The organism is Massilia scottii, assembly GCF_030846495.1.
In the GTDB taxonomy this organism is placed as follows: Bacteria; Pseudomonadota; Gammaproteobacteria; order Burkholderiales; family Burkholderiaceae_D; genus Telluria_A; species Telluria_A violaceinigra.
Window position 1 is genome coordinate 99,598 of sequence record NZ_JAVCWM010000009.1, and the last position, 25,562, is coordinate 125,159.

22 protein-coding genes and 2 pseudogenes are annotated in these 25,562 nt (G+C 62.3%); 6 read left to right on the top strand and 18 right to left on the bottom strand.

All coding sequences use genetic code 11. The annotated features are described in order from the left end of the window. Positions 1-31 precede the first annotated feature (31 nt). The 3 genes from RBA41_RS14635 to RBA41_RS14645 all read left to right on the top strand — a co-directional run bounded on the left by RBA41_RS14635 (position 32) and on the right by RBA41_RS14645 (position 5,023). A complete protein-coding gene (locus RBA41_RS14635; RefSeq protein ID WP_306624774.1) occupies positions 32-1,360 on the top strand; it encodes a sphingomyelin phosphodiesterase in 1,329 nt (442 codons plus the stop codon). A 5-nt stretch (positions 1,361-1,365) separates the two neighbouring features. Next, positions 1,366-2,307: a lipase secretion chaperone gene (locus tag RBA41_RS14640; protein WP_306624776.1), complete on the top strand. Its 942-nt coding sequence runs from the start codon at positions 1,366-1,368 to the stop codon at positions 2,305-2,307. A 94-nt stretch (positions 2,308-2,401) separates the two neighbouring features. Then, on the top strand, positions 2,402-5,023 hold the full coding sequence (locus RBA41_RS14645; protein WP_306624777.1) for a hypothetical protein: 2,622 nt from the start codon (positions 2,402-2,404) through the stop codon (positions 5,021-5,023). A 350-nt stretch (positions 5,024-5,373) separates the two neighbouring features. Here the strand turns inward: RBA41_RS14645 and RBA41_RS14650 are convergent, their stop codons facing one another. The 10 genes from RBA41_RS14650 to RBA41_RS14695 form a co-directional block, all read right to left on the bottom strand. Continuing rightward, a complete protein-coding gene (locus RBA41_RS14650; protein WP_306624779.1) occupies positions 5,374-5,556 on the bottom strand; it encodes a hypothetical protein in 183 nt (60 codons plus the stop codon). Between the two features lie 203 nt (positions 5,557-5,759). Next, a complete protein-coding gene (locus RBA41_RS14655) occupies positions 5,760-6,539 on the bottom strand; it encodes an enoyl-CoA hydratase (protein ID WP_306624781.1) in 780 nt (259 codons plus the stop codon). Positions 6,540-6,612: 73 nt separating this feature from the next. Then, entirely contained in the window at positions 6,613-7,809 is a 1,197-nt protein-coding gene (locus RBA41_RS14660; protein WP_306624783.1) for an acetyl-CoA C-acyltransferase, read from the bottom strand. 43 nt (positions 7,810-7,852) lie between these two features. Further along, complete coding sequence (locus RBA41_RS14665) at positions 7,853-8,299, bottom strand: PaaI family thioesterase (RefSeq protein ID WP_306624784.1); 447 nt, start codon at positions 8,297-8,299, stop codon at positions 7,853-7,855. 61 nt (positions 8,300-8,360) lie between these two features. Next, the gene (locus RBA41_RS14670; protein ID WP_306624786.1) at positions 8,361-10,775 is read right to left on the bottom strand and encodes a 3-hydroxyacyl-CoA dehydrogenase/enoyl-CoA hydratase family protein; all 2,415 of its coding nucleotides are present in this window, start codon (positions 10,773-10,775) and stop codon (positions 8,361-8,363) included. A gap of 109 nt (positions 10,776-10,884) precedes the next feature. Next, positions 10,885-12,675 carry an acyl-CoA dehydrogenase C-terminal domain-containing protein gene (locus RBA41_RS14675; protein ID WP_099873963.1) on the bottom strand — a complete coding sequence of 597 codons (1,791 nt, stop codon included), beginning with the start codon at positions 12,673-12,675 and terminating at the stop codon, positions 10,885-10,887. Positions 12,676-12,784: 109 nt separating this feature from the next. Next, the gene (locus tag RBA41_RS14680; RefSeq protein ID WP_306624788.1) at positions 12,785-13,402 is read right to left on the bottom strand and encodes a TetR/AcrR family transcriptional regulator; all 618 of its coding nucleotides are present in this window, start codon (positions 13,400-13,402) and stop codon (positions 12,785-12,787) included. 266 nt (positions 13,403-13,668) lie between these two features. After that, positions 13,669-14,043 (bottom strand): Hsp15 family ribosome-associated heat shock protein, encoded by a 375-nt coding sequence (locus RBA41_RS14685; protein ID WP_099873960.1) that lies wholly within the window; start codon positions 14,041-14,043, stop codon positions 13,669-13,671. Further along, positions 14,043-15,203, bottom strand: coding sequence for a cardiolipin synthase ClsB (gene clsB, locus RBA41_RS14690; RefSeq protein WP_306624790.1), 1,161 nt, complete (start codon positions 15,201-15,203; stop codon positions 14,043-14,045). Before clsB ends, RBA41_RS14685 begins: the two co-directional genes overlap by 1 nt. 25 nt (positions 15,204-15,228) lie before the next feature. Then, positions 15,229-16,041, bottom strand: coding sequence for an endonuclease/exonuclease/phosphatase family protein (locus RBA41_RS14695; RefSeq protein WP_306624791.1), 813 nt, complete (start codon positions 16,039-16,041; stop codon positions 15,229-15,231). A 462-nt stretch (positions 16,042-16,503) separates the two neighbouring features. On the opposite strand from RBA41_RS14695, the gene RBA41_RS14700 reads away from it, so the two are divergent. Continuing rightward, a complete protein-coding gene (locus tag RBA41_RS14700) occupies positions 16,504-17,193 on the top strand; it encodes a hypothetical protein (protein WP_306624792.1) in 690 nt (229 codons plus the stop codon). 362 nt (positions 17,194-17,555) lie between these two features. On the opposite strand, the gene RBA41_RS14705 is transcribed toward RBA41_RS14700, so the two are convergent. From RBA41_RS14705 to RBA41_RS14715, 3 genes and pseudogenes are all read right to left on the bottom strand, one after another. Beyond that, entirely contained in the window at positions 17,556-18,266 is a 711-nt protein-coding gene (locus RBA41_RS14705; protein ID WP_374709554.1) for an ATP-binding cassette domain-containing protein, read from the bottom strand. Between the two features lie 67 nt (positions 18,267-18,333). After that, positions 18,334-19,035 (bottom strand): annotated as a pseudogene (gene ssuC / locus RBA41_RS14710) (aliphatic sulfonate ABC transporter permease SsuC); the annotation flags it as partial. 2 nt (positions 19,036-19,037) lie between these two features. Next, positions 19,038-19,487 (bottom strand): annotated as a pseudogene (locus RBA41_RS14715) (ABC transporter substrate-binding protein); the annotation flags it as partial. A 113-nt stretch (positions 19,488-19,600) separates the two neighbouring features. Between RBA41_RS14715 and RBA41_RS14720 the strand changes: the two are divergent. Next, positions 19,601-20,356 (top strand): calcium-binding protein, encoded by a 756-nt coding sequence (locus RBA41_RS14720; protein ID WP_306624793.1) that lies wholly within the window; start codon positions 19,601-19,603, stop codon positions 20,354-20,356. 35 nt (positions 20,357-20,391) lie between these two features. On the opposite strand, the gene nudB is transcribed toward RBA41_RS14720, so the two are convergent. The 4 genes from nudB to RBA41_RS14740 all read right to left on the bottom strand — a co-directional run bounded on the left by nudB (position 20,392) and on the right by RBA41_RS14740 (position 23,765). After that, positions 20,392-20,850 (bottom strand): dihydroneopterin triphosphate diphosphatase, encoded by a 459-nt coding sequence (gene nudB / locus RBA41_RS14725; protein WP_306624794.1) that lies wholly within the window; start codon positions 20,848-20,850, stop codon positions 20,392-20,394. 69 nt (positions 20,851-20,919) lie between these two features. Continuing rightward, the gene (aspS, locus tag RBA41_RS14730; RefSeq protein ID WP_306624796.1) at positions 20,920-22,725 is read right to left on the bottom strand and encodes an aspartate--tRNA ligase; all 1,806 of its coding nucleotides are present in this window, start codon (positions 22,723-22,725) and stop codon (positions 20,920-20,922) included. A gap of 56 nt (positions 22,726-22,781) precedes the next feature. Then, a complete protein-coding gene (locus tag RBA41_RS14735) occupies positions 22,782-23,387 on the bottom strand; it encodes a DUF502 domain-containing protein (RefSeq protein ID WP_099873941.1) in 606 nt (201 codons plus the stop codon). 42 nt (positions 23,388-23,429) lie between these two features. Then, positions 23,430-23,765 (bottom strand): FmdB family zinc ribbon protein, encoded by a 336-nt coding sequence (locus RBA41_RS14740; protein ID WP_306624798.1) that lies wholly within the window; start codon positions 23,763-23,765, stop codon positions 23,430-23,432. A 143-nt stretch (positions 23,766-23,908) separates the two neighbouring features. On the opposite strand from RBA41_RS14740, the gene RBA41_RS14745 reads away from it, so the two are divergent. Next, the gene (locus RBA41_RS14745) at positions 23,909-24,895 is read left to right on the top strand and encodes a peptidylprolyl isomerase (RefSeq protein WP_306624800.1); all 987 of its coding nucleotides are present in this window, start codon (positions 23,909-23,911) and stop codon (positions 24,893-24,895) included. A 69-nt stretch (positions 24,896-24,964) separates the two neighbouring features. Here RBA41_RS14745 and RBA41_RS14750 read toward each other — a convergent pair whose 3' ends face one another. Then, the gene (locus RBA41_RS14750) at positions 24,965-25,561 is read right to left on the bottom strand and encodes a methyltransferase (protein ID WP_306624801.1); all 597 of its coding nucleotides are present in this window, start codon (positions 25,559-25,561) and stop codon (positions 24,965-24,967) included. Position 25,562 lies beyond the last annotated feature (1 nt).

A 25,562-nucleotide genomic window follows, 5' to 3' on the forward strand; every position in this document is an offset into this window, starting at 1 on the left:
GAACCTGGATTTTCAACCACCGGAGATCAGTATGCAGCACGTTTTACGTCTTGTTCTATCCTGCCTGTGCCTGGGCACCCTGTTTGGCAACGCGGCGCACGCCGAAACATATGTGTATGTCACCAACACCACCGCCGCCCCGGTGACGGTCCAGGTCAGTCAAAGCGGCGACGCCCAGCTTGCGCTGGGTAGCAGCTGGGGACGCGAAGCGAACGTGATTCCCGCCTATGCAACCCGGCGTGTGATGTGGATGAACCGGAATGTCGGCATCACCAATGGCAAGACGTTCTATTTCGACACCACCGTGAGCAGTGGCGACAGCAGTATGGTGCTGCGCCAGAAGCTGACCGGCACGCTCGTTTCGAGCAATCTGTGGCACTCAGCACGCGGCGCCGGCTTCAACGATCCATGGTACGGCGACCGCAACGTCCATCAGCGTGACACCATGTTCGCGCAAAAGGCGTCGGTGGCCTCTTACCGCGCCAAGTTCACCGGCGGTTACGACGATGTCCACTACGTGGTTCACAACAAGAACACGGTCGAGCCGGCAAGCGGGGCCGACGAGTTGAAGGTCCTGAGCTATAACGTCTGGGCATTGCCCGTGGTGGCCAACAACATTTGCGCGCGGCTCGACGAGATCGCCAATAACCTGGACGGCTACGACGTGGTCGCGCTGCAGGAAATCTTCGACAATGACTGCCGCGCGCGCTTCCTCGCCAAGGTCGGCGCCGCCTTCCCCTATCAGTCGCGCCTGGTCGATATTCCTTCAAACATCTTGCTCAACGGCGGCTCCATGGTGCTCAGCCGCTGGCCGATCATGGCCGACGATACCATCGTGTTCGACCGCTGCGTCGGCTCGGACTGCCTGGCCAACAAGGGCGCCAATTATGTCCAGATCCTCAAGAATGGCAAAGCCTACCACCTGAGCAATACCCATGCACCGTCCACCGATAGCGATGAAGCGCGCCAGGCGCGTTTTGATGCCCTCGGAAAAATCCGCACCATGCTCGACAGCAAAAAGATTCCCGCCTCGGACGCGCTGCTGATCGCCGGCGACATGAATATCAACAAGTACAAGTTCCCGGACGATTACGCGCGCATGCAGTCGATCCTGCGCGCATCGGCGCCGGCGAGCACCGGTTACGCCTATACGTACGACGCGGCGGTCAATGTCAACGCCACCAGCGTGGTGTCCGGCGGCAGCACCGAATACCTCGACTACATCCTGGTGGCGAACGAGAACAGGCAGCCGGTGCGCAAGGAGAACAACGTACGCGTCCTGCGCAGCCTGCGCGACGAAGTCTGGTACGCGCATGACTTGTCGGACCACTTCCCGGTGGCCGGCCTGTTCGCCTTCTGAGCCGGATGCGCACCGCCATCCTGATTGCCGCGTCGGCCACGGCTGTTTTGGCCGTCTATGCCTGTTTCGCGGGGCCGGAGCCGGCGCCCGATACGGTCACGCCGCCTCCGGCCGCGCCGGTGACGTTTGCGGCGCCGGCCGCTGCCGCAGGCGGGGCCATTCCGCGCGCGTCGGGCATGGAGCGGCGCGCGGCGGTAGCTGCAACGCTCGCAGCGAATGGCCCGCAGATGCTGCGCGAAGGACGCTTGCAAGACTGGTGGCGCTCGGGCCAGGCGCAATGCGGCGCACTCGGGATCGACGATTGCCAACGCTGGCTGCGCGATGCGATCGGCGCCTGGCCGAACTCGCGCGCGGCGGCGCTCGCATCGCGCACCATCGAGCGCCTGCCAGCCGTGAAGGAAGCACAAGCGCGCCTGGTGCAGGCCATGGACACGCCACTGTCGCAGCGCTTGCAACGTTTGACTGCGCTGCGCGAAGCGACGATGGGACGCGAGGAAGCGCAGGCGTGGTTCGGGCGCGAAAAGGCGCAGGTCGGCTTTACCGCCGCCGTCAACGAATTCGCCGCCGACGAGGCGGCGGCAATGTCGCTGGCGGCGCGCCTGGCGCGCGTGGAAGATTTGCGCGGCCAGCATTACGGGGCGTTTTATGACGACCTTCGCGCGGCGGAAGGGCCGATGGGGCAATACCGCATCGAACTGGGCCTGGCCCGTCTCGACACCAGCGATGCGCAGGCGGCAGACCAACTGCGGGACCGTTTGCTCGCGCGGCATTTCCCGCGCGAGCTGGCGCAGGAGATCGCTCAACTGGAACGGCGCAGCGAACAACAGCAGACGCAGCGAAGCGCCTACGCCGACGAGCTGTCGGCCCTACAGCGCCAATATCCGAATGCGGCCGATCAGGAGTATCTCGCCAGGCTCGGCCAACTGCGGAAAAAGCACTTCCATTGAATCGGCGGTGTACTTCCGCGCGAATAGCCTGATAACATCCGGCACGGGCCACGTCCACCGATCGTGACCGGATTTATCCATGGGCTGTCAATCAATGAACTCCGCCGTCCTCATACATCTGCTGCGCGGTAGCGACGGTCTGTCCGCATGGGTCAGTCACACGGCCGATGACGGCATTGACACGCTACTGAGCCGCATCCCGCTGGCCAATCTGCCGCTCGCGCTCTATCCGCAGCGCGATGCTTTGCTGGCGGACTGGCAAAGCCTGTGCGCGGCGCGCGAACTTGCGCCGGTATGGCCGGCGTTCTGGCGCGTGTTCTGGCATACGCTGACGCAGACACGCGACCATGCCCCATTGCCGATGCCGCAGCGCGTGGTGCCGGCAGCGCGACCGCCGGCCACCGCGGCGCATCCGCGCGCTTTTCGTGGCACCAAATACCAGCCGCCGAAGCAGCCGGTACCCGTCCTCGATCTATCCGCATGGCTGTCCGACGAGCGCCTGCTTGACGGCTTCTTTGCGCGCCATGATTTTGCGCTCCTGCCTTGCCTTGACGCGAACGGCCACCCATTATTGGATTTTTCCGGCCCGGATCGGACCCCGACGGTCTGCGCACTGCTCGCGCATGGCGCAGGCATCGAACCGGCACAGTGGCCCGCGCTTCCCGAGGCATTCCGGCGTGCCTTTCTGTGGTCGTTGCGGACGGAGCCAGCGCGCACGCTGCTGGCCTGGCTCCATGTATGGCGGGGCCTCGGCAGCCCGCAGCAAGGCATGGCGCTGGCGCTTCCTGCCCGTTTGTGTGCGGTCGACCCAGGTGCGCACGATTGGGCCACGCTGGCCCTGAATCTGCCACCCGCGCGCCAGATCGTCTTTCTCGGGGCCGTGCTCGCGCAGCGCGCCTGCCTGCTGCCGTGCGAGGCGTTGAGCCTCACCCAATTGATGGAACTCGACGCCGCAAGCGCGGACGAACAGCGTTTCGACCTCTACGTGAATGCCCTGCTCTCCAATCTGAGCCATCAGGTCAGTGCCGCCTACACCTTGTGCGGCTGCCTCCTCGCCGAACGGCGCACGGATGCGGATCGGATATCCACCCTGCGTGCCTACCTGTTCACCGACAAGGATTGCGCGCATGTTCCGATGGCGGACATCGATCGCATGAGCCGTGCGGTAGGTGCGGACGGACAGTTCTGGGAATTGATCGCCTGGGAAAACTGCGGCAAATTACCCGGCTTCGACCACGTGCTGCGCGAAACTTGCTGGGAACAGCTTGGCACGGATGCTGCGGATCTGTGGATGGCGATATTCAAAGACATCCAATGGGATGAAGAAGACGAAGAGAAAATCGCCAGGCGATGGCATGCCTATGCGGCGATTTTCCCCGAGTGGCACCGTGGCCTCATTGCGCTATCAGGCCCGTGGCAAGTAAAGTACGTGCGCATGTTACGCAGCCATGCATCCGGCTGGGACGATGTCGACAGCCTGCGCGAGAGCGTACGGTATCTGCTTCCGCTCCAGCAACGGCTGTGCCGCCCGCCCTTTTCAGCCACGGCCGATGGCGACGCCGTGCTGTCATCGATGGCGCGGAACTTACCGGTCGAGGGCTGGCGGCAGTTGGCCGCAACCGACGAGCGGACGTGGCTGTTGATCGAACGAACTGGCCGTCGCGACAACGATGCCAGGTTGATCCGATACGGCTTGTTCAGTCTCGCCCAATGCTGGCCGGCTTTTACCCTGCGGCTTTTTTCCACGTCGCCGGCACGGTTGATGCGCACCGCGCGGCTGTTGGGATGCCTTCGATATGAACGGCGCCGCCAGTTTCTGTCGGAGACGTCACATGTGCCGTGGTTTGCCACCAGTTGGGACGATGCCGAGCCCTATGAAGCGTGCCGCAAACTGTACCTGCTTTGCACCGAATCGGGGCTGAACAGCCCCGTACCGCGCCGCCTGCGCGATCACTTTGAAGGTAAATCCGCGCTCACGGACAAGCAGATCGAGCGTCACTGCCGGGTGAGCCTGGCGCGGTTGCCAACTGTCTTGTTGGCCGCGCTCGAATGGCATATCTGGCGCAGCATCGATATGCCATTCGAGCTTCGCGCGCAATCGAGCGCGGCAAGCCATGCTGTGCGCCTGCTCGCTGGCGTGGATGACAACCGCAAGGGACTACGGCGCTTCCTGCTGGAGCACGGCCAGGGTCGCACGCACGCCTATCTCGACCATCCGCTCAACCGCGCCTGGTTCGCGCGCCATCCACGCATCAACGCCGACCTGTGGTGCGGGAAAGCGCCGGCACCTACAGGCGAAGGCACGCACGGCATCCGTCTGGCGATCGAAACCGATCCTCTGGAAACCCTGATGCTTGGAACCTACGTGGGCAGTTGCCTCGGGCTGGGCGGGTACTTCGACTATTCCGCGGTGGCCTGCCTGCTCGATGCAAACAAGCAGGTCATCTATGCGCGCGACGCCGCCGGAAGGGTATTGGCGCGCCAGTTGGTGGCAATCGATGAACGCGACCGGCTGGTCATGTTCGAGGTGTATCCCACATCGGCGCCGGAATCGCTGGTACGCGCATTTCACGCCTTCTGCCAGGTGTTGGCAAAGGCGCTTGGTATCGACATGTATCGCAATCGGGAGCACGACGATTACGAGGTCGCCACCGTTCTCGCACGCGACTGGCGGGACGACGGGGCTGCGCAAGACCGCGAGGAATTCCTCGCCTGAATTACCACCCCGCCGCTTGCGCCTCAGGCGAACTTGGAAGGCGGTAATTAGCCCTGGTTCGCCTTAGAAGGACTCGTCAGAACCTGTGGACTCATCAATGTCAGGGACCTGTGCAAGTGTGGTTTCGACTAAGTATCCGGGTATCTTCTGATGGATTGCTTCGACCAGGTCGCGATCACCAAGAAAGTCCGCATCGATACTTATTGGGGCGCAAGTCGCGTAGGGACGAAGGCCAAATACATCTAACCAGACCGACAAGGCCTGCCCACCTACAAGCACACCTTTATTTTGGACAGCTGCGAGGACAAGCTCGACTAACGCTGAAGTGACTGCAACCTGCTCGCGCTCAGTCATCCCTTAAAAGTGTATGTTGACCGTTCTGCAACTTCTTGGGGGATAAAGGAATTTTGTTCAAGTGAACGATGGCCCGCAGTGACGAGCCGACGCGACTGTTCCTGTCGGCGGTACTTATCCTGCTCTAAATCTTGCGATCCAGATTGCAGTGATTGTTCCTTGAGCAAGATGTGGCTCATGATGCTTCTCCAATACGGCGACTTTAGCATAAAATCAGCCGGAGTTTGCATGATAGGCGGTGCCTTGCTATCCAGCCGATCGTAGTGTGGGCCGACGCGCTCGCTAGGCACACCAGTTGGTCGCTGGAACCCAGATCGACCAACTCCTGATCATCGGCCGGATCCGGCCTTTACGTGTCGGCGCGCTGTGCGCCGCTTCCGGATCAGGCAAACTTGGAAAAATCCGGCTTGCGCTTCTCGAAAAACGCGGTGAAGGCTTCCTTCGCTTCGGGCGCCAGCAGCATCGCGCCGAACAAGGCGTTTTCGGCGCCCATGGTCTCGTTGATGGCCGCAGTACGCGAGCGCTTCATCAGCGACTTGGTCGCGCGAATCGAGGCGGCCGGCAGCGCCACCAGCTTGGCCGCCTGGCGCGCCGCGTACGGACGCAGTTCTTCCAGCGGCAGCACTTTCGATACCAGGCCCATGTCGTAGGCTTCCTGCGCCAGGAACGCTTCGCCAAGCAGCAGCTTTTCGGCCGCGCGCGCGAATCCCGCCATCTGCGGCAGCAGCAGGCTCGATGCGAATTCGGGGCACAGTCCCAGCTGCGAGAACGGCATCGAGAACTTGGCATTGTCGGCCGCGTAGACCAGGTCGCAGTGCATCAGAAGCGTGGTGCCGATGCCGACCGCCGCGCCGGACACCGCCGCCACCACCGGCTTGCTGCTGCCGGAGAGCGCGCGCATGAACTGGAACACCGGGCGCATTTCGGGCGGCACGCCTTCGACCGGTTTGGCGTTTTTCATGAAGTCGTCCAGGTCGTTCCCGGCCGTGAAAATCTCGGGCTTGCCGGCGATGATAATCGCACGCACCGCGTCGTCGCTCTCGGCGTCGACCAGGGCATCGGCCATGGCCTGGTACATCACGCCGGTGATCGCGTTCTTGCGTTCGACGCGGTTAAATTCGATGGTCAGGATGCCGTCGGCCTTGCTCGTCAAAATATCCATGTATTCTCCAAAAAGTGAAAAGGGCGCCGAGGTTAAACCACAGCGCCCTTGATGACATTATTTTAACCGACGCTTATACGCGTTCGAAAATGCCTGCCGCGCCCATGCCGGTACCGACGCACATCGTGACCATGCCGTACTTGAGGTTATTGCGGCGCAGCGCGTGAATGACGGTCGCGGCGCGGATCGCACCGGTCGCGCCCAGCGGATGGCCCAGCGCAATCGCGCCGCCCATCGGGTTGACCTTGGACGGGTCCAGGCCCAGGTCGCCCATGACCGCCAGCGCCTGTGCGGCGAACGCTTCGTTCAGTTCGATCCAGTCCAGCTGGTCCTGGGTGATGCCGGCGGCGGCGCATGCCGCTGGAATCGCCACTTTCGGGCCGATGCCCATGATTTCAGGCGGCACGCCGCGCACTGCGAACGAGGAGAACTTCGCCAGCGGGGTCAGGTTATGCTCGCGCAGGATTTTTTCGCTGACGATCAGCAGCGCGCCGGCGCCGTCGGACATCTGCGAGCTGTTCGCTGCGGTGACGGTGCCCTTGGCCGCGAACACCGGTTTGAGTTTGCCGAGCGATTCGATGGTCGAATCGGCGCGCGCGCCTTCATCGGTATCGACCGTGCGGGTCGTGATGTCGACCTGGCCGGTAGCCAGGTTAGGCGTGCGGGTGATGATGTCGACCGGGGTGGTTTCGTCCTTGAAGAAGCCGGCCTGCTGCGCGGCGATGGCGCGGCGGTGCGACTCGACCGAGAATGCATCCTGCTGCTCGCGCGACACTTTCCACTGCTTGGCCACGTTTTCCGCGGTCAGGCCCATGCCGTACGCCATGCCGACGTTTTCGTCGGTGAACATATTCATGTTCATCGATGGGTGGTGACCCATCATCGGTACCATCGACATCGATTCGACGCCGCCGGCGATCATCACATCGGCTTCGCCGACGCGGATGCGGTCGGCGGCCATGGCGATGGCGGTGATGCCGGACGCGCAGTAACGGTTGACGGTCACGCCGCCCACGGTTTTCGGCAGGCCGGCCAGCAGCACCGACATGCGGGCGATGTTAAAACCTTGTTCGGCTTCCGGGAACGAGCAGCCGATGATGGCGTCGTTGATCAGCGCAGGATCGAGGCCGGGCGCTTGCGCCATCGCGGACTGGATCGCGCGCACCAGCAGGTCGTCCGGGCGCATGGACTTGAACATGCCGCGCGGCGCCTTGCCGATCGGGGTGCGGGTAGCGGAGACGATGTATGCGTCTTGAAGTTGTTTGCTCATAGTGTTCTCTCAAAAATTCTGTGGTTCGAAATGGGATGCTGATTCACCGTTTTTCGGACAAATACCAGTCGACCTGCACCTGCGCCGCCAGCGTGCCGTGTTCGTCGAACACGTCGACTTCCACCGGGAACGCCACCTTGCCGTCCGCGCTCAAGGCAGCCTTGAGCGCCTTGATATCGCCCGGAACGCGGCCGCTGGCGCGTGTCGCGCCCTTGGCCACTTTCTGGTACTGGATACGCGACTCCTTGGCCACCGGACGCAGACCCAGAATCAGGTCGGCGAACGCGCCGGCCATGGCCGCGCCGGACGCCGTTTCGGCCAGGGTGAACAGCGCCCCGGCGTGCTGCGTGCCGAGGTGGTTGTTCAGTTTCGGGTCGGCCGGCATCGACACCTCGGAGGTGCCATTGCCGATCGCGTCGATCCGGATTCCCAGCAGCCGCACAAACGGCAGCGTGTCCATCATTTGCTGCTTGATACGGTCATACACCATGCTTGGCCTCACTCGCAGTAAAAATTTGAATGCCAGGGTCAGGATCGACATTGCCGGTCGATCAGTTGCGTACCGGTTTACCGGTTTGCATCATGCCCATGATCCGTTCCTGGGATTTCGGATGATTCAGCAGTTCGAGGAATGCCTTGCGCTCCATGTCGAGGAACCACTGCTCGCTCAACTGGCTGCCCTGGTCGATGTCGCCGCCCGTCACGATCTCGGCGATCATGTCGCCCAGCTTGTAGTCGTGGGCGGAGATGAAGCCGCCGTCGCGCATGTTGACCAGTTGCGCACGGATGGTCGCCCAGCCGTAGCGGCCCGTCGCGGTGATCGTCTTCTTCATCGGAGGACGGTAGCCGGCGTCGAACATCGCGCGCGCTTCGACTTTCGCCACATGCAGCAGTTCGTACGGGTTGAAGACGATGACGTCGTCTTCCTTCAGGTAGCCCATCGCTTTCGCTTCCAGCGCCGATTTCGACACGTTGGCGGTAGCGGCGTTGGTGAAGCCCGTTTTCAGGAAATGCAGGATGTCCGAACCCTTGGCTTCATTCGAAGCGCGTGCAGCCGCTTCTTTCAGGCCGCCGCCGGCGGGAATCAGGCCAACGCCCACTTCCACCAGGCCGATGTACGATTCGATCGAAGCCACGCGCTTGGACGCGTGCAGCGCCATTTCGCAGCCGCCGCCCAGTGCCAGGCCCGCCACCGCGGCGATGACCGGTACGCTCGAATATTTCATCGCCATGAAGGTATCCTGCAGCAGCGCGATACCTGGTTCCATGGCCTTGGCGCCGCCTTGCATGAACAATGGCAGTGCCGATTGCAGGTCGGCGCCGGCCGAGAAGGCACCGCCTTCGGCTGCGTCGGTATTCCAGATGACCAGGCCCTTGAAGTTTTTCTCGGCTTCGGCTTGCGCCATTTTCAGGCCGTTGATCACGCCTTCGCCGATGACGTGCATCTTGGTCTTGAGCGAAATGATCAGCACGTCGTCGTTCTGGTGCCAGATGCGCACCGAGTCGTCTTCGTGGAAGGTCGTGCCGGCGGTCTTGCCGTCGGCAGCGCTGGCGCCCAGCACCGGTGCGCGGAACGGCTGGCGCTCGTACACGGCCAGCGTGGAACGCGGCACATAGGCGTTTTTGGAGGCCGAGAACGAACCTTCAGCGGTGTGCACGCCCTTCTCCGCAACCTGGCCTTCGAAGACCCATGCCGGCAATGGCGCCGAGCACAGTGCCTTGCCGGCGTCGATGTCTTCCTTGACCCAGTTGGCGATCTGGGTCCAGCCCGACGCCTGCCATGTCTCGAAAGGACCGACGTTCCAGCCGAAGCCCCAGCGCATGGCGAAATCGACGTCGCGCGCGTTGTCGGCGATCGAACCGAGATGCACGGCGATGTAGTGGAAGGCGTCGCGGAAGATCGCCCACAGGAACTGGCCTTGCGGGTTGGTCGATTCGCGCAGCGCTTTCATCTTCTTGACCGGATCCTTTTCTTTCAGGATGCGGGCCACGATGTCGGCTGCCTTGCCGCCGCCGGCGACGTAGTCACCGGTAGCGAAGTCGAGGCGCTGGATATCCTTGCCGACCTTTTTGTAGAAACCGGCGCCGGCTTTCTGGCCGAGCGCACCCGCGGCGACCAGCTTGGCCAGCACGTCGGGGGTTTTGTAGACGGCGAAGAACGGATCGTCGGCCAGGTTGTCCTGCATGGTCTTGATCACATGGCCCATCGTGTCCAGGCCGACCACGTCGGCGGTACGGAAGGTACCCGACTTGGCGCGACCGAGCTTGGCGCCGGTCAGGTCGTCGACCACGTCCACGGTCAGGCCGAATTGTTCGGCTTCGTGGATGATCGCCAGCATGCCGAAGATACCGACGCGATTGGCGATGAAGTTCGGGGTGTCCTTGGCGCGCACGACGCCCTTGCCCAGGGTGGTGGTCAGGAAGCCTTCGAGCTGGTCGACGATTTCAGGCTTGGTGGACTCGGTCGGGATGATTTCGACCAGGTGCATGTAGCGCGGCGGGTTGAAGAAGTGAACGCCGCAGAAGCGCGCTTTCAGTTCGGCGTCGAAGCCGTCGGACAGCGTGGTGATCGACAGGCCCGACGTGTTCGAGGCGAAGATCGCGTTTGGCGCGATGTGCGGAGCGACCTTCTTGTACAGGTCGTGCTTCCAGTCCATACGCTCGGCGATCGCTTCGATGATCAGGTCGCAGCCGGCCAGCAGCTCGAGGTTGTCTTCGTAGTTGGCGATTTCGATCAGGGCTGCGTCGTCCTTGTTGCCGAGGGGCGCAGGGCTGAGTTTTTTCAGGTTGTCGATGGCGCGCTGGACGATGGCATTTTTGCTGTTGCCGCCCGAGACATGCTCGGGCTTAGCCGGCAGGTCGAACAGGACGACCGGTACCTTGGCGTTGACGCAGTGGGCAGCGATCTGCGCACCCATCACGCCAGCGCCGAGCACGGCGACTTTTTTAACGATGAAATTGGTCATGGCTTTCCTTTGTTTTTCCAGATTACTGATTGCACATCCCCGCTGCCGCTTGAGCCGTCGCCCCCGCGCCAAGGCGGGGGCGACGGGAGTGCGGGGAGCACTTGGCTAATTAGAACAAGTCGGCGTCGAGCGCCATCAGGTTGGCCGAGCCGGAACGCGCCTGGCGGATCAGCATTGCAGTTTCAGGCTGCAGACGGGCGAAGTAGAAGCGCGCGGTCGCCAGTTTGGCTTTGTAGAAGTTATCGCCCGAGTCTTGCTTGGCCAGCGCGATCTTCGCCATCTGCGCGAAGAAGTAGCTGTAGATCAGGTGACCGACAACGCGCAGGTAAGGAACCGCCGCCGCGCCCACTTCATCCGGATTCTGGAACGCCTTCATGCCGATTTCCATGGTCAGCTTGGTGACCTTGTCGCCCAGGTCGCCCAGCGGCGTGATGAACTCCGACAGCGCTTCGTCGGTGCCGTTTTCTTCGACGAAGTTCTTGATCTTCTCGCCGAACTTGCGCAGCTTGGCGCCGTTGTCCATCAGGACTTTGCGGCCCAGCAGGTCGAGCGACTGGATCGTGTTGGTGCCTTCGTAAATCAGGTTGATACGCGCATCGCGCACGTACTGCTCCATGCCCCACTCGGAGATGTAGCCGTGGCCGCCGTAGACCTGCATCGCTTCCGAGGTCGCGATCCAGCCGTTGTCGGTGATGAAGGCCTTGATGATCGGCGTGAGCAGCGCGACTTCGTCGGCGGCGTCCTTGCGCACTTCTTCGTCAGGGTGATGCAGTTCGCGGTCGATCTGCAGCGCGGCGTACGAGGTGAATGCGCGCGCGCCTTCGGCGTAGGCCTTGGCGGTCAGCAGCATGCGGCGCACGTCGGCGTGCACGATGATCGGGTCGGCTTGCTTCTCAGGTGCTTTCACGCCCGACAGGCTGCGCATCTGGATGCGGTCTTTTGCATACACCAGCGCGTTCTGGTACGCCACTTCGGTCAGGCCCAGCGACTGCATGCCCACGCCCAGGCGGGCGGCGTTCATGAACACGAACATGGCGTTGAGGCCCTTGTTCGGCTGGCCGATGATCCAGCCACGGGCGCCGTCCAGGTTCATCTGGCAGGTCGAGTTACCGTGGATGCCCATTTTTTCTTCGATCGCGCCGCAGAAAATCGGATTGCGTTCGCCCAGGGTGCCATCCGCGTTCGGCAGGAACTTCGGCACCAGGAACAGCGAAATGCCTTTCGAGCCTTCCGGTGCGTCCGGCACGCGTGCCAGCACCAGGTGCAGGATGTTTTCGGCGACGTCATGTTCGCCGGCCGAGATGAAGATCTTCGAGCCGGTGATCAGCCACGAGCCGTCGTCCTGCGGCAGCGCTTTCGAGCGCAGCATGCCAAGGTCGGTGCCGCAGTGCGATTCGGTCAGGCACATGGTGCCGGTCCATTCGCCCGAGACCAGTTTCGGCAGGTAGGTTTTTTTCTGTTCGTCGGTGCCGTGCTCCAGCAGGCACTCGTAGGCGCCGTGCGACAGGCCAGGGTACATCGACCAGGCCTGGTTGGAGGAGTTGAGCATTTCGTAGAACGAGTTGTTCAGCACGACCGGCAAGCCCTGGCCGCCGTATTCCGGGTCGCACGCGAGCGCAGCCCAGCCGCCTTCGACGTACTGCTTGTAGGCTTCCTTGAAGCCTTTTGGCGTGGTCACCGACTTGGTCGCCGCATCATAGTGGCAGCCTTCGCGGTCGCCCGAGTGGTTCAGCGGGAACAGCACGTCCTGCGTGAACTTGGCACCCTCTTCCAGCACCTGGTTGATGATGTCGGCGTCGACATCTTCGAATTTAGGCAACTGCTTCAATTCGTCGGATACATTGAGGAACTCGTGCAGCACGAACTGCATATCCCGAATTGGCGCGACGTATTGACCCATGATTTTCTCCTGACGAACGTATGGTTGGTGACCAGGCCAGCGACGTGCTGGACCCGGCAAGGTGATGACTCGATTGATTCGATTGATTCAGTTACTGCGCCCGATTCGCTTACTGGGCTTGATTCGGGTGATTCTTGGACGGATTCTGGTAATTCATGATCAGGCGCTCAAAGCCGCTGCGCGCGCGATCGACGCTGCCCGGCCGACGCAGGAACCGCGCATCGTGGTGCAGCGCCAGGATCAGGCCATACATCTCGTAGACCATCTGGCTGGCGTCGGTATCGGCCTTGAGGTCGCCGCACTCGATGGTCTGCTCCACACATCTTAGCAGCGCTCCCTGCCACGCACGCACCATCGACACCAGTTCTTCGCGAATCGGGCCCGGACGGTCGTCGTATTCGACGGCGCCACTAATATAGATGCAGCCGGAGGCGATTTCGACGCTGACACGCTTGATCCAGCGGGCATACATGGCTTTGAGGCGCGACAGGCCGCGAGGTTCCTTGACGCTCGGGAAAAACACTTCCTGCTCGAAACGGTGGTGGTACAGCTTGAGCACTTCCATCTGCAAGTCTTCGCGCGAACCGAAGTGCGCGAACACGCCGGACTTGCTCATGTTCATTTTGTCCGCGAGCAAACCAATCGTCAGCCCTTCGAGACCATCGCGGCTGGCGAGGTCGAGCGCGACGTCCAGAATGGCTGCCCGCGTGAGCTCGCCCTTGCGCATGAATTTGACTGAAGTGTTAATAGATGGTCCCGTTGGTAGTTGAAAATGCGACCCGTGGAATAAAATCCGAACGCTCGTACTATTATCCACTACAGGGCAAATGTCAAACGGGAACTTAGAGGTGGGAGTCTATTGCTGCAGTGCAGCATAATTCAGGTTTAGGGAAAGGAAATTCGCGTTACAGCCATCATTTCACCCCTTTCCCACCCCGTCATTCCCGCGCGGGAATGAGGAAGATAGCGGCGAATGCAACCGTGGGAGCTGTGTTACTCCCCCGCCTTGCTGATCGCCCGCCGGTCGCGCTTGGTCGGGCGCCCCTTGATGGTGGTCCCCGGCTCGCGATACAGCTTGCGCGCTTCCAGGTCGTTTTCACGCTTGCTCACGCTCTCTTCGGTTTCCTCGTACAAGGTGCGCGCCACCGGGGCACCGCCGCGCACGTCGGAAATGCCCATCACGCGCACCTCCCACGTCTCGGCGCCGTTATCGATGGTCAGCTTGTCGTCCAGCTTGACCGTGCGCGCCGGCTTGATGCGCTCGCCGTCGAGGCGCACCTTGCCCGTATCGACCGCGTCCGTCGCCAGCGAACGCGTCTTGAAAAAGCGCGCCGCCCATAACCATTTGTCTATTCGTACATTGTCCATCAGGCATATCCTATAGCGAAAATCCGCATCGCCATTTTATAGAAGAAATACGCCACCTCGTAACCGCTGCGCCGCACCCATCCCACGTGTTCAAAATCTTCCCGGCAAATCATAACGCCGTCGGCAATGCCGCGCCGGATGTGTTCGCGCATGGTCCGGGCGAATTCCTGGTCCTTGACGACCACATTGGCTTCCTGGTTCAAAAACAGCGACAAGCCATCGCAATTGCTCGACCCGACCGTCGACCAGTCGTCGTCGACCACGGCCACCTTGGCGTGCAGCTGGGTCTTGCGGTATTCGTAGACCTCGACCCCGCTGTCGAGCAGCTTCGGATAAAACGAGCGCGCCACCATGTCCTGCAGCTTGATTTCGCCCACCCCGATCAGCAGCTTCACCTCGACCCCGCGCTCGGCGGCAATCGCCAGCGCCTTGCGAAATTTGTGTCCGGGGGCAAAGTAAGGATTGACCAGCAGCACACTTTTCTTGGCATGGCCGATCGCGTGCAGGTAGGCGCGCTGGATCGTGTGGCGGTTGCGCAAGCTGTCGCGCACCACGAAGGCGGCCTGCATCGGCTTGTCGCCTTGGAGCGACTGGTCCTTGCGCATTTCGCGGAACAGGCCGATCCGTTTCATCAGCCCCAGGTGGCCCACGCGCGCCCATTGGGTCTGCATTTCGTGGTGAATGGCCGCCACCAGCGGGCCGCGCACCTGCACCGCAAAGTCCCAGCGCGGCGCAGGCAGGCGCTTGCCCGGGTCGTAATCGCAATACCAGTCATCGTTGACGTTGATGCCGCCGACAAACGCCACGGCGCGGTCGACCACGACAATCTTGCGGTGGGTGCGGGTGACGCCGCGTTTGAACCAGGCGTTAAAGGCGCGAAAGCGCACGTTGGCGGCGGCAAAAGCGATGCCGAGGCGGGTCGACTGCGCGTGTCCGGTGCCCCACCAGTCCGTGACCACGCGCACCTTGACGCCGCGTTGGCCGGCGCGGCACAGGGCGTCGGCCACGGAGCGGCCGGTGGCGTCGTCCCCAAAGATATAAGTTTCGAAGTAGATATCGTACTGCGCACCATCAATGGCCGCAATTAATGCAGGGAAAAGTTCCAGTCCGGTTTCAAGCAGGGCGATATCGTTGTGGGCGGTGTAATGGACCGGGCGCATAGTGCTTCATGTTTGGTTGCAAGCCTCAGGCCAGCTTGAGGTTGGCCACGATCGGGGCGTGGTCCGATAATTTGGCCCATAACGTACCATGCAAGACCTCGGCCGCGTCCACTTTGAAGCCGCGCACATAAATGCGGTCGAGGCGGAAAAATGGCAGTGCGGCGGGAAAGGTGCGCGCCGGCGTGACCGTTTTCTCGCGTCCCGAAAAGCTGCGCACCAGGTCGCCCAGGCGCGAACGCGCACCCAGTTCGTCGAATACTTCGATTACACCCAGCTCATTGCGCAGCTTGTCGCTGAGGGTGTTGCGCCAGTCGTTGAAGTCGCCCGCGATGATGACCGGCTCGCCATTCGGCGCCGATGCCTTCACGCAGTCGATGAGCGCCTGCGTCTGGCGTCCGCGTCCGGACTCGAACAGGCCCAGGTGGACAACGTAGCAATGCACCTGCGTCGTCGGCGTCTCGAGGATACAGTGGAGGATGCCACGCTGTTCATAGGCATGGTCCGATACGTCATGGTTGCACGTATTGCAGATCGGGTAGGCCGACAGCAAGGCATTGCCATGGTGTCCGTGATCGTACACCGCGTTCATGCCGTAGGCGGAATGATGCGAGTCGCCCGCGAAATACTCGTGCTGGGCGCGCTCGGGCCAGTGCCGGTGCCCGCGGCTTTCGTCGCCGAACTTCGCCGAGTTGCGGTCGTGCTTGCCCTGCACTTCCTGCAGGAACACGACGTCGGCGTCGAATTGGGCAATCGCCTTTTTCAGAGCCAGCACGCGTGGTGTGCTCCGGATGGAGGACACGCCTTTGTGGATATTATAGGTAGCGACACGAATCTTCATGGGAACATTCTAACCCCTTCAGTGGATGTTCTTCAGAAGGAACTCTATCGTGCGCACTTGGCGCCCTTCGCGGGTCGATTGTGGCCGGCGCCGGCGCTCAGGAAGCGCGGCGGAGGATGTCGGGATGCGCATCCTGTTTTTTAATGCCCACGGCTTCGAAAAATACGCCATCCACTGCAGCAGTCATCAGATGGTTCTTGCGCATCGGATGAAGCATATTGCACTTCGCATCAATCACTGTGACGGGGTCAGGCAAACGAATAATGGAGCAATCATTTTAAATTCGCAATAGCGCTTGATCGCCGGCGGGCAATCATAACCAGTCGGCAAGCGGCACTGCGGCCAATGCACAAACTGCGGGAACTTATACCGAAACACAATGCCTAACCAATGATCCGTCATTCGATACGATAGGGCCTTATCTTAGCGTTATTCCCACTTTTAAAAACACATCGAACCACCATGCCCGCCCCTGACACGTCCGAAACGATCGCGGCCAGCATTCTCGCTGGCACCTTGCCCAGCGTCGTGCTGCGCTCCGTGCTTGCCCAATCGCCCGAACTGAACCACTACCAAGCGGCCCGCCTGCTGCATTACGCATTCCATGGCGCATGGCTGATCAAATGCGGATGGAAATGGAAATTTTCAGAGAATTCCGACGTGTTCGATACCGAGTTTGATCTTTGCGTCATCCGCCGTCTGATAGATGCCGGCGCTAGCATTCCGTGGGACTTGCAATACTGCGAATCAGAATACCGGCGCGTCGGTCCCGCGCTGGAGGAGAGCGCCAGGCTCGCATTGCTGGCTGCGCGCGAGGCTGTCAGCTACGAACGCCTGTGCGAAAGACTGGAGGCCATGGACGACCCGCTGGTCTGCATCCAGGCGCTCTGGGACGGGGATACGGACGGCTGGTCCCTTGGCCTCGATTGCATCGTCAGGGCAAACGGCAGGCTGGAAACCATCTGGTTGGGCACCATCCCGACCGACGGCGATATTCGGCTGTTCAACGGCACCGTTCCTCCTTGGCCAGAAGCCGAACATGCCAACATGGTCGGGCGTCAACTGGCAGAAAAATTCAATATCGAATTCTATTTTCCCGCCCCGGATACGCCGGACGATACTCTTCCAGGCTGGCAAGAATTGCATGCATGAATTCTTTGCAAGGAGCCAAACCAGCCACCTTGCAGCATGGGTCTTTTATCCGGTGCCATGATTTACTTTATCGGAACGTCAATCAACAGAGAGACCGCAATGCGCCATGTCACACCACTCTTTTTCACCCTCTTCCTGCCCTGCGCATTCCTTAACGCGTCGGCGCAGGACGTGGTTCTCACCGGTCACGTGCAGAAGGTGACCTTGCTGCCATTCGGCGTCGACATCTGGTGTCGCTCGATGCCATGCTGGAGCGCGTACGCAAGGCGGAGCGGCAACGGCCGGGCAAAGGAGGTGGCAAGGAGTGACCACGTTGCCCTCCACAACGCGATCGCCGTTTTGCGGCGCGCCATAGCGCCAATCTATTTATGCAGCACCCTTGCCAGCACGCTCTGTTCCAGCCCGGCAAACGCCGCAGTGCCGCGCCTGCCCGAGCGCGGCAGATCCACGCGCAAATCCAGGCTGATGCGGCCATCCTCGACCAGCAGCACGCGGTCGGCCAGGGCCAGCGCTTCCTGCACATCGTGCGTGACCAGCACGGCGGTGAAGCCGCGCGCCAGCCACAGCGATTCGATCAGTTGCTGCATTTCGATGCGGGTCAGCGCATCGAGCGCGCCCAGCGGCTCGTCCAGCAGCAACAGTTGCGGCTCGTGCACGAGCGCGCGCGCCAGGGCCACGCGTTGACGCTGCCCGCCGGACAACTCGGTCGGCCAGTCGCCTGCCCGCTCCGCCAGGCCAACGGTCTTCAGCGCGGCCGCGGCACGCACCCTGGAACCCGGCAACCCCAGCGCCACGTTTTCCAGCACGCTCTTCCACGGCAACAGACGCGCCTCCTGGAACAAGATGCGCACGTCCGGATCGCGCAAGCCGTCGCCGATGCGGATCTGGCCGGCGTCCAGCGTGTCGAGTTGCGCGATGGTGCGCAGCAAGGTGCTCTTGCCGCAACCACTGCGTCCGATCACTGCCACGAACTCGCCAGGCGCCAGTTCCAGGTCGATTCCACCCAGCACTTCACGCCCGGAATAGCTTTTCGTCACGCGGCCCAGCGACACACCCACCCCATGCTGGCCCAGCGCGGCGGCCGCCCCCGACGGTACTTTCCTCGATACGATTGATTTGCATGCTGTTTCCCGAGCTTGATTAGCGGTACGCCGGATTCCAGCGCAAGAAGTGCTTTTCCATCCCGCGCGACAACAGATCGGCGGCCTTGCCCAGCAGGGCGTACAGCAAAATGCCAACCAGCACGACATCGGTTTGCAGGAATTCCCGCGCATTCATGGTCATGTAGCCGATGCCGGCCTGGGCGGAAATGGTTTCGGCCACGATCAGCAGCACCCACACCAGCCCCAGCGAAAAACGCACGCCCACCAGGATCGACGGCAGCGCCGCCGGCAGGATCACATCGCGGTACAGCGTCCAGCCGGACAAGCCATAGCTGCGCGCCATCTCGATCAGCCCCTGGTCGGCCGAGCGGATGCCGTGAAACGTATTCAGATACACCGGGAAAAACACGCCGATCGCCAGCAGGAACAGCTTGGCGGTCTCGTCGATGCCGAACCACAGGATCACCAGCGGAATCAGGGCCAGCGCCGGAATGTTGCGGAGCATTTGCAAGGTGGTGTCGAGCAAGGTTTCCGCACGCTTGACGCTGCCGTCCAGCAACCCCAACAGCAAACCCAACCCGGCGCCAATGGCAAAGCCGGTCACCGCGCGCCACAGGCTGGTGCGCAAGCGCTGCCACAGCTCGCCCGACACGGCCAGGGTCCAGAACGCCTTCGCCACGGCCCACGGCTCCGGCAGGATGCGGCTCGACAGCCAGCCCGCCTGCGCCGCAATCTGCCATCGACCTTGGCCAGTTCCTCGATGACGATGCGAATAATCTCCGGCTGCGCCTCGGCATACGGACGCGCCGCCAGGTAGAACTGGTGGTTCGACACCAGGCCCTTGCCATCGGCCAGCACGCGTGCGCCGAGCTGCTTTTCGGCGGCGGCCAGGAACGGATCCCAGATAACCCACGCATCGACGGCGCCGCGCTCGAACGAGGCGCGCGCATCGGCCGGCGGCAGGAACACGGTCTGCACGTCCTTGTAATCGATGCCGGCCTTCTCCAGCGCCCGCACCAGCAGGTAGTGCACGTTCGAGCCCTTGTTGAGGGCGACCTTCTTGCCCTTCAAATCGGCCACCGTACGGATCGCCGATCCCTTGGGCACGACGATCGCTTCGGAGCCTGGGGACGAGTCGAGGAAGACTTTCAGGATGCCCGTGTACGACGCCTTGTAGACAGGCGTGGCGATGACGATGGCGTGGCGGCGAAGGCAGCGGCACCTACCTGTTCGGGCGCGGCGATGGCGCCGACCTGGTCGGTGCGGTCAACGACTGGGCCGCCGGCAAGGTCGACACCCTGCAATTGAAGGCTGGCATCCTGCCTGGCGACGTCAGCCTGGCGAGCGGCAACGGAACCTTGACGGTGAAAATCGACGGCTCGGCCGACTCGCTCTCCGCGCAATATTTCCTGTACGAAGATAACACCGCGAATACCTATAACCCGCTGCAGCAGATCCGCTTTGCCGACGGCGCCACCTGGAACCTGGCGGCCATCGAAGCGAAGCTGTTCGCGGGCAGCGCTGCGAACGACCGGATCGACGGCACCCTGAAGGCCGACGTCATCAGCGGCCTGGCCGGGAACGATGCCATCGACGGCAAGGACGGGGACGACATTATTCGCGGCGGCGCCGGCGACGACCGTATCATCGGCGGCAACGGCAACGATACCTATTTGTTCGGCAGGGGTGATGGCCAGGATACCTTGTTGAGCGCCAAGCCTGGCCCGGAAGGCAAGTTGAACACGCTGCAATTGGACGCTGGCATCGCCGCTAGCGATCTGCAATTAAGCAAGTCAGGCACCACCTTGCTGATCAAGATCGCGGGCGGCAGCGACCAGCTGACGGTCTACAGCTTCCTGTCTGAAACAGCGACGCCGAATCCCTCCAATCCTCTCCAGCAGATCGCCTTCGCCGATGGCGTCAGCTGGGATCTGGCAAGGATCAATGCGGAGCTGGTGGCCGACAGCACGCCGGCGCCGGCCGCCGCGGCGTTGGGCAGCATGGCTGCGCCCGAGATGAATGTGGATCTGGTGGGGGTCGCCACGCCACCGCTGCTGTAAGCAGGCGGGTGCGCGAACTGGCCGGCGCCCGCCGGTCAGTCGTGCCCGTTCAGCCTGCGCGGAAGCTGCAGGATCGCTTCCGCATTGGACGATGAAAAACAGCGGTCGGCTGCCTCCACATGCGGCAGCCAGACATGCCGCAAGTGCTCGCGCGCGCTCAGTACGATGGGCGTGTCGCGCGGCACGCACACGCTGAACACATGTTCGGTGTTGTGGGTCACGCCAGGCGCGTAGCGGTGGCGCCAGACCGGATAGATTTCATAAATATTCGACAGTTGCCAGTCGCGCAGCGCAATGCCGTCGCCATCGGCCACGATGCCGGTTTCCTCGAACAGTTCACGCGCGGCGGTGTCAAGCAGCGCTTCATCGGGCGCATCGAGCGAGCCGGTGACCGACTGCCAGAATCCCGGCTTGTCGGCGCGCTCGATGAGCAGCACCTCCAGCGCGGGCGTGTGAATGACGACGAGGACGGATTCCGGGATTTTAGCGGGCATGAATCATTGATCAGGATCGGGGCCAAGGCCGCGGACGAAAAAAAAGCACGGCGAACCGTGCTTTTCAGTTTAAACGATCTTCGGTTCGGCGTTGCGCAAGCGGATGTGCAGTTCGCGCAGTTGCTTCTCGTCGACTTCGGACGGTGCGTTGGTCAGCAGGCACTGGGCGCGCTGGGTTTTCGGGAAGGCGATCACGTCGCGGATCGAGTCCGAGCCGGTCATCATCGTCACGATGCGGTCCAGGCCGAAAGCCAGGCCACCGTGCGGCGGCGCGCCGTATTGCAGCGCGTCGAGCAGGAAGCCGAACTTGAGCTGGGCTTCTTCGGCATCGATCTTCAGTGCGCGGAATACCTTGCTCTGCACTTCTTCGCGGTGGATACGGATCGAACCGCCGCCCAGTTCCCAGCCGTTCAAGACCATGTCGTAGGCCTTCGCGATACACGCGCCAGGGTTCGTCTCCAGCATGTCTTCATGGCCGTCTTTCGGCGCCGTGAACGGATGGTGGGTCGCGGTCCAGCGGTCCGACTCTTCGTCGTAGTCGAACATCGGGAAGTCGACAACCCACAGCGGCTTCCAGACATCGTCGAACAGGCCGGCCTTCTTGCCGAAGTCCGAGTGGCCGATCTTCACGCGCAGCGCGCCGATGGCGTCGTTGACGACTTTCGCCTTGTCGGCGCCGAAGAAAATCAGGTCGCCGTCTTGCGCGCCGGTTTGCTCGACGATCTTGGCCAGTGCGTCAGCGTGCAGGTTCTTGACGATCGGCGACTGCAGGCCCTCCGCGCCCTTGGCTTTTTCGTTGACCTTGATGTAAGCCAGACCCTTGGCGCCGTAGATGGCCACGAACTGGGTGTAAGCGTCGATTTCCGAACGCGGCATGCTGCCGCCCTGCGGCACGCGCAGGCCGACCACCCGACCGCCGACCATGTTGGCGGCGCCCGAGAAGACCTTGAAGTCGACGTCTTTCATCACTTCGGTCAGGTCGGTGAATTCCATCTTCACGCGCATGTCCGGCTTGTCCGAACCGTACATGCCCATCGCGGTGGCGAAGTCCATCACCGGGAACGGGTTAGGCAGGTCGATATCGAGCGTGTTCTTGAAGACGATGCGGATCATGTCCTCGAACAGGTCGCGGATTTCCTGTTCGGTCAGGAACGAGGTTTCGCAGTCGATCTGGGTGAATTCAGGCTGGCGGTCGGCGCGCAAGTCTTCGTCGCGGAAGCACTTGGTGATCTGGTAGTAACGGTCGAAGTTGGCGACCATCAGCAGCTGCTTGAACAGCTGCGGCGACTGCGGCAGTGCGAAGAAGTTGCCCGCGTTGACGCGCGACGGCACCAGGTAGTCGCGCGCGCCTTCCGGGGTCGACTTGGTCAGCATCGGCGTTTCGATATCGATGAAGCCGAGGTTGTCGAGGTACTTGCGCACTTCCATCGTCACCTTGTAGCGCAGGCGCAGGTTGTTCTGCATCTGCGGACGGCGCAGGTCGAGCACGCGGTGGGTCAGGCGGGTCGTTTCCGACAGGTTGTCGTCGTCCAGCTGGAACGGTACCGGCACCGAGGCGTTGAGCACTTCGACGGCGCTGGCGACGATTTCGATCTTGCCCGACTTGAGGTTGTTGTTGACCGTATTGCCGATACGCGCGGTGACCACACCGGTCACGCGCAGGCAGTATTCGTTACGCACCGCTTCGGCGACCTTGAACATCTCCGCCTGCTCCGGATTGCAGACCACCTGCACCAGACCTTCACGGTCGCGCAGGTCGATGAAAATCAGCGAGCCGTGGTCGCGGCGGCGGTGCACCCAGCCGCACAGGCTGACGGTTTGGCCCAGCAATTCTTCAGTGACAAGGCCGCAGTAGTTTGTACGCATGGAGGACATATTGTTTTCAGTCTAGGTTGGTTATTCAACGGGCGCGGAAACGAAGCGCCGCACTCTTACTCTTTGGTTGGCAAATGCTCGGGGGCGACGACGCCCATCGAGACGATATATTTGAGGGCCGCGTCGACGCTCATGTCGAGTTCGATTACCTTGCTGCGTTCCATCATCAGGAAAAAGCCCGAGGTGGGGTTCGGCGTGGTCGGCACGTACACGCTGACGAAGTCGCCCACCAGGTGGTTCTTGACGTCGCCGCCCGGCACGCCCGTCAGGAAGCCGATGGTCCAGCACTCGGCGTGCGGATACGGCAGCAGCACGGCCTTGCGAAAGGCGTTGCCGGACGAGGAAAACAAGGTGTCCGATACCTGCTTGACGCTGCCGTAGAGCGAGCTGACCACGGGAATGCGGTGCAGCAGGCGTTCCCACAGGCGCACCAGATAGTTGCCGACCAGGTTGTTGGCCAGCAGGCCGGTGAGGAACACGATGGCGATGGTCAGGATCGTGCCCAGGCCCGGAATTTCGCGCCCGAACAGGGTATGCGGCTGCCAGCGCTCGGGCACCAGCAGCAGCGACTGGTCCATGGTGCTGATGACCAGGTTCAGGACCCACAGGGTGATCGCCAGCGGGACCAGGACCAGCAATCCGGTGATGAAATATTTACGCATTCGGCTCTCGGTAATTGGCGGGACGCCACAGCGTCCCTTGGCTCAGGGCGTGCCGCTGCCCGGCGTGGCCGACGGCTTGGCTGGCGCCGCGGGCGCGGAGGACTCGGCGGCAGGGGTTGCCGCAGCGGCCGGGGCCGCGGGCGCGGCTGCGCCGCCCTCGGCCGGACCGCTGGCGGTGCCCGTCGATGGCGCGGCTCCGCCCCGGAAATCGGTGGCGTACCAGCCGGTTCCCTTGAGCTGGAAGCCGGCGGCGGTTAATTGCTTCTTGAAAGAAGGCTTGCCGCAGGACACGCAGACCGTCAACACAGGGTCGGAGATCTTCTGCAATACATCCTTGGCAAAACCGCATTCATCGCAGCGGTAGGCGTAAATCGGCATTGAATACTCCGCAAAAATCGTCAAAACCCTGAATTATAAGCTTTTTTCAAAGTCACAAGCATAAATGGCCAGCCGCGAGGATGGTAAGATGCGTGCCTGCTGCGCGGCATGCGCCGGGCTAACTTGAAAAAGGAAATTGAACGATGTTGATAAAGTCTCGTGTTCTGTTCATCGGCGCTGCCTCGGCGCTGGCACTGGCCGCCTGCGGCCCAAAAGAGTCGGCCAACGCAGCGCCTGCGGCGTCCGGCCAGGCGTCCACCTCGGCTCCTGCCGCCAAGGATGGCGTCGCAGCCACCGTTAACGGAACCGCGATTTCGACCGCCACGGTCGACATGATGGTCAAGGAGCGCACCTCCCAGGGCCAGCCGGACACCCCTGAGCTGCGCAAGGCCATCGTCGACAACCTGGCAATGCAGACCCTGGTGGCCAACGAAGGCACCAAGAAGGGCCTGGACAAGACCGACGACGTCAAGCGCCAGCTGGAGCTGATCAAGCAGTCGATGACGGCCAACGCCTTCATCCAGGACTGGATCAAGGCCAATCCGGTGACCGACGAAATGGTCAAGGCCGAATACGACAAGATGGTCGGCACGGCCGGCGGCACCGAATTCAAGGCGCGCCATATCCTGGTCAAGGAAGAAGCCGAAGCGAAAAGCATCATCGCCAAGCTGAAAAAGGATGCCAAGGCATTCGCCAGCCTGGCCAAGGAAAAATCGAACGATCCCGGCTCGAAAGTCAACGGCGGCGACCTGGGCTGGTTCAACCCGGCCAGCATGGTGCCCGAGTTCGGCGCGGCTGTGGCCAAGCTGGAAAAAGGCAAGTTCACCGAAGAGCCGGTCAAGTCGCAGTTCGGCTACCACGTGATCATGCTCGAAGATTCGCGCCCGATCACCCCGCCGCCGCTGGAACAGCTCAAGGATCAGCTCAAGCAGCAGGTTCAGCGCACCAATATGAAGGCGTATCTGGACAAGCTGAAAGCCGACGCCAAGATCGTGTACACCAACCCTGTGGCAGCGCCAGCGGCAACGGGCGCAGCGGCACCGGCGGCACCAGCGGCCCACGATGGCCACGACCACGGCGCAGCACCAGCGGCAGCGCCAGCGGCCGCCACCCCGGCAGCATCGAAGTAAGCGGCTCCGGCCGGCGTCGCGGCGACTACGCCGCGGCGTGCACCACGCCGTTCCCCCAGCGGGAACGGTTCACCTGCGCTGCCACACCATCCAGCGCTCCTTGCCGGCAAACACGGCAATTGTATCCTCCACGGCAGCATCTTCCACGCAGCGAAACGCCGGCGTGAGCAAGGCGTCGAGTTCGGCTACGGCGATCCCGAACGGCGGCCCCTTGAGCACATCGTCGAAGAAGAAAAATCCCGCCAGCAGCGCTCCGGGCGCGAGCAGTTCGGCCCAGCGCGCGGCCACTTGCGGCCACATGGCGCGCGGCAAGGCGCACAGGAAGGCACGTTCGTACATCAATTCGACCGGCTGGTCCGGCGCAAACGCAAAAAAGTCCGCCTCGCGCACGCGCTCGCTCCACGGCCCCACCGCCGCCCTGGCGGCGGCCACGGCGGCCGGCGAAAAATCGATGGCGGTGGCGTCCCAGCCGGCGTCGCACAGGTAGGCCAGTTCGTAGGCGGCGCCGCAGCCGGGAATCAGGGTGCGCAGCGGGCGCGCGGCGCGGCCGGCGAAATCGCGCAGCGCCGCCGGCACCCCGCCCCGGTCCCAGGGCGTGAAACCGCGCTCGAAGCGCTCGTCCCAGAAGGCGGGCGACAGCGGATCGCGGCTGGCGAAGTCGGGCATG

Excerpts from the sequence above, each read along its gene's own strand:
- RBA41_RS14635 (WP_306624774.1), top strand. The coding sequence starts at position 32 with ATGCAGCACGTTTTACGTCTTGTTCTATCCTGCCTGTGCCTGGGCACC.
- RBA41_RS14640 (WP_306624776.1), top strand. The coding sequence starts at position 1,366 with ATGCGCACCGCCATCCTGATTGCCGCGTCGGCCACGGCTGTTTTGGCC.
- RBA41_RS14645 (WP_306624777.1), top strand. The coding sequence starts at position 2,402 with ATGAACTCCGCCGTCCTCATACATCTGCTGCGCGGTAGCGACGGTCTG.
- RBA41_RS14650 (WP_306624779.1), bottom strand. The coding sequence starts at position 5,556 with ATGAGCCACATCTTGCTCAAGGAACAATCACTGCAATCTGGATCGCAA.
- RBA41_RS14655 (WP_306624781.1), bottom strand. The coding sequence starts at position 6,539 with ATGGATATTTTGACGAGCAAGGCCGACGGCATCCTGACCATCGAATTT.
- RBA41_RS14660 (WP_306624783.1), bottom strand. The coding sequence starts at position 7,809 with ATGAGCAAACAACTTCAAGACGCATACATCGTCTCCGCTACCCGCACC.
- RBA41_RS14665 (WP_306624784.1), bottom strand. The coding sequence starts at position 8,299 with ATGGTGTATGACCGTATCAAGCAGCAAATGATGGACACGCTGCCGTTT.
- RBA41_RS14670 (WP_306624786.1), bottom strand. The coding sequence starts at position 10,775 with ATGACCAATTTCATCGTTAAAAAAGTCGCCGTGCTCGGCGCTGGCGTG.
- RBA41_RS14675 (WP_099873963.1), bottom strand. The coding sequence starts at position 12,675 with ATGGGTCAATACGTCGCGCCAATTCGGGATATGCAGTTCGTGCTGCAC.
- RBA41_RS14680 (WP_306624788.1), bottom strand. The coding sequence starts at position 13,402 with ATGCGCAAGGGCGAGCTCACGCGGGCAGCCATTCTGGACGTCGCGCTC.
- RBA41_RS14685 (WP_099873960.1), bottom strand. The coding sequence starts at position 14,043 with ATGGACAATGTACGAATAGACAAATGGTTATGGGCGGCGCGCTTTTTC.
- clsB (WP_306624790.1), bottom strand. The coding sequence starts at position 15,203 with ATGCGCCCGGTCCATTACACCGCCCACAACGATATCGCCCTGCTTGAA.
- RBA41_RS14695 (WP_306624791.1), bottom strand. The coding sequence starts at position 16,041 with ATGAAGATTCGTGTCGCTACCTATAATATCCACAAAGGCGTGTCCTCC.
- RBA41_RS14700 (WP_306624792.1), top strand. The coding sequence starts at position 16,504 with ATGCCCGCCCCTGACACGTCCGAAACGATCGCGGCCAGCATTCTCGCT.
- nudB (WP_306624794.1), bottom strand. The coding sequence starts at position 20,850 with ATGCCCGCTAAAATCCCGGAATCCGTCCTCGTCGTCATTCACACGCCC.
- aspS (WP_306624796.1), bottom strand. The coding sequence starts at position 22,725 with ATGTCCTCCATGCGTACAAACTACTGCGGCCTTGTCACTGAAGAATTG.
- RBA41_RS14735 (WP_099873941.1), bottom strand. The coding sequence starts at position 23,387 with ATGCGTAAATATTTCATCACCGGATTGCTGGTCCTGGTCCCGCTGGCG.
- RBA41_RS14740 (WP_306624798.1), bottom strand. The coding sequence starts at position 23,765 with ATGCCGATTTACGCCTACCGCTGCGATGAATGCGGTTTTGCCAAGGAT.
- RBA41_RS14745 (WP_306624800.1), top strand. The coding sequence starts at position 23,909 with ATGTTGATAAAGTCTCGTGTTCTGTTCATCGGCGCTGCCTCGGCGCTG.
- RBA41_RS14750 (WP_306624801.1), bottom strand. The coding sequence starts at position 25,561 with ATGCCCGACTTCGCCAGCCGCGATCCGCTGTCGCCCGCCTTCTGGGAC.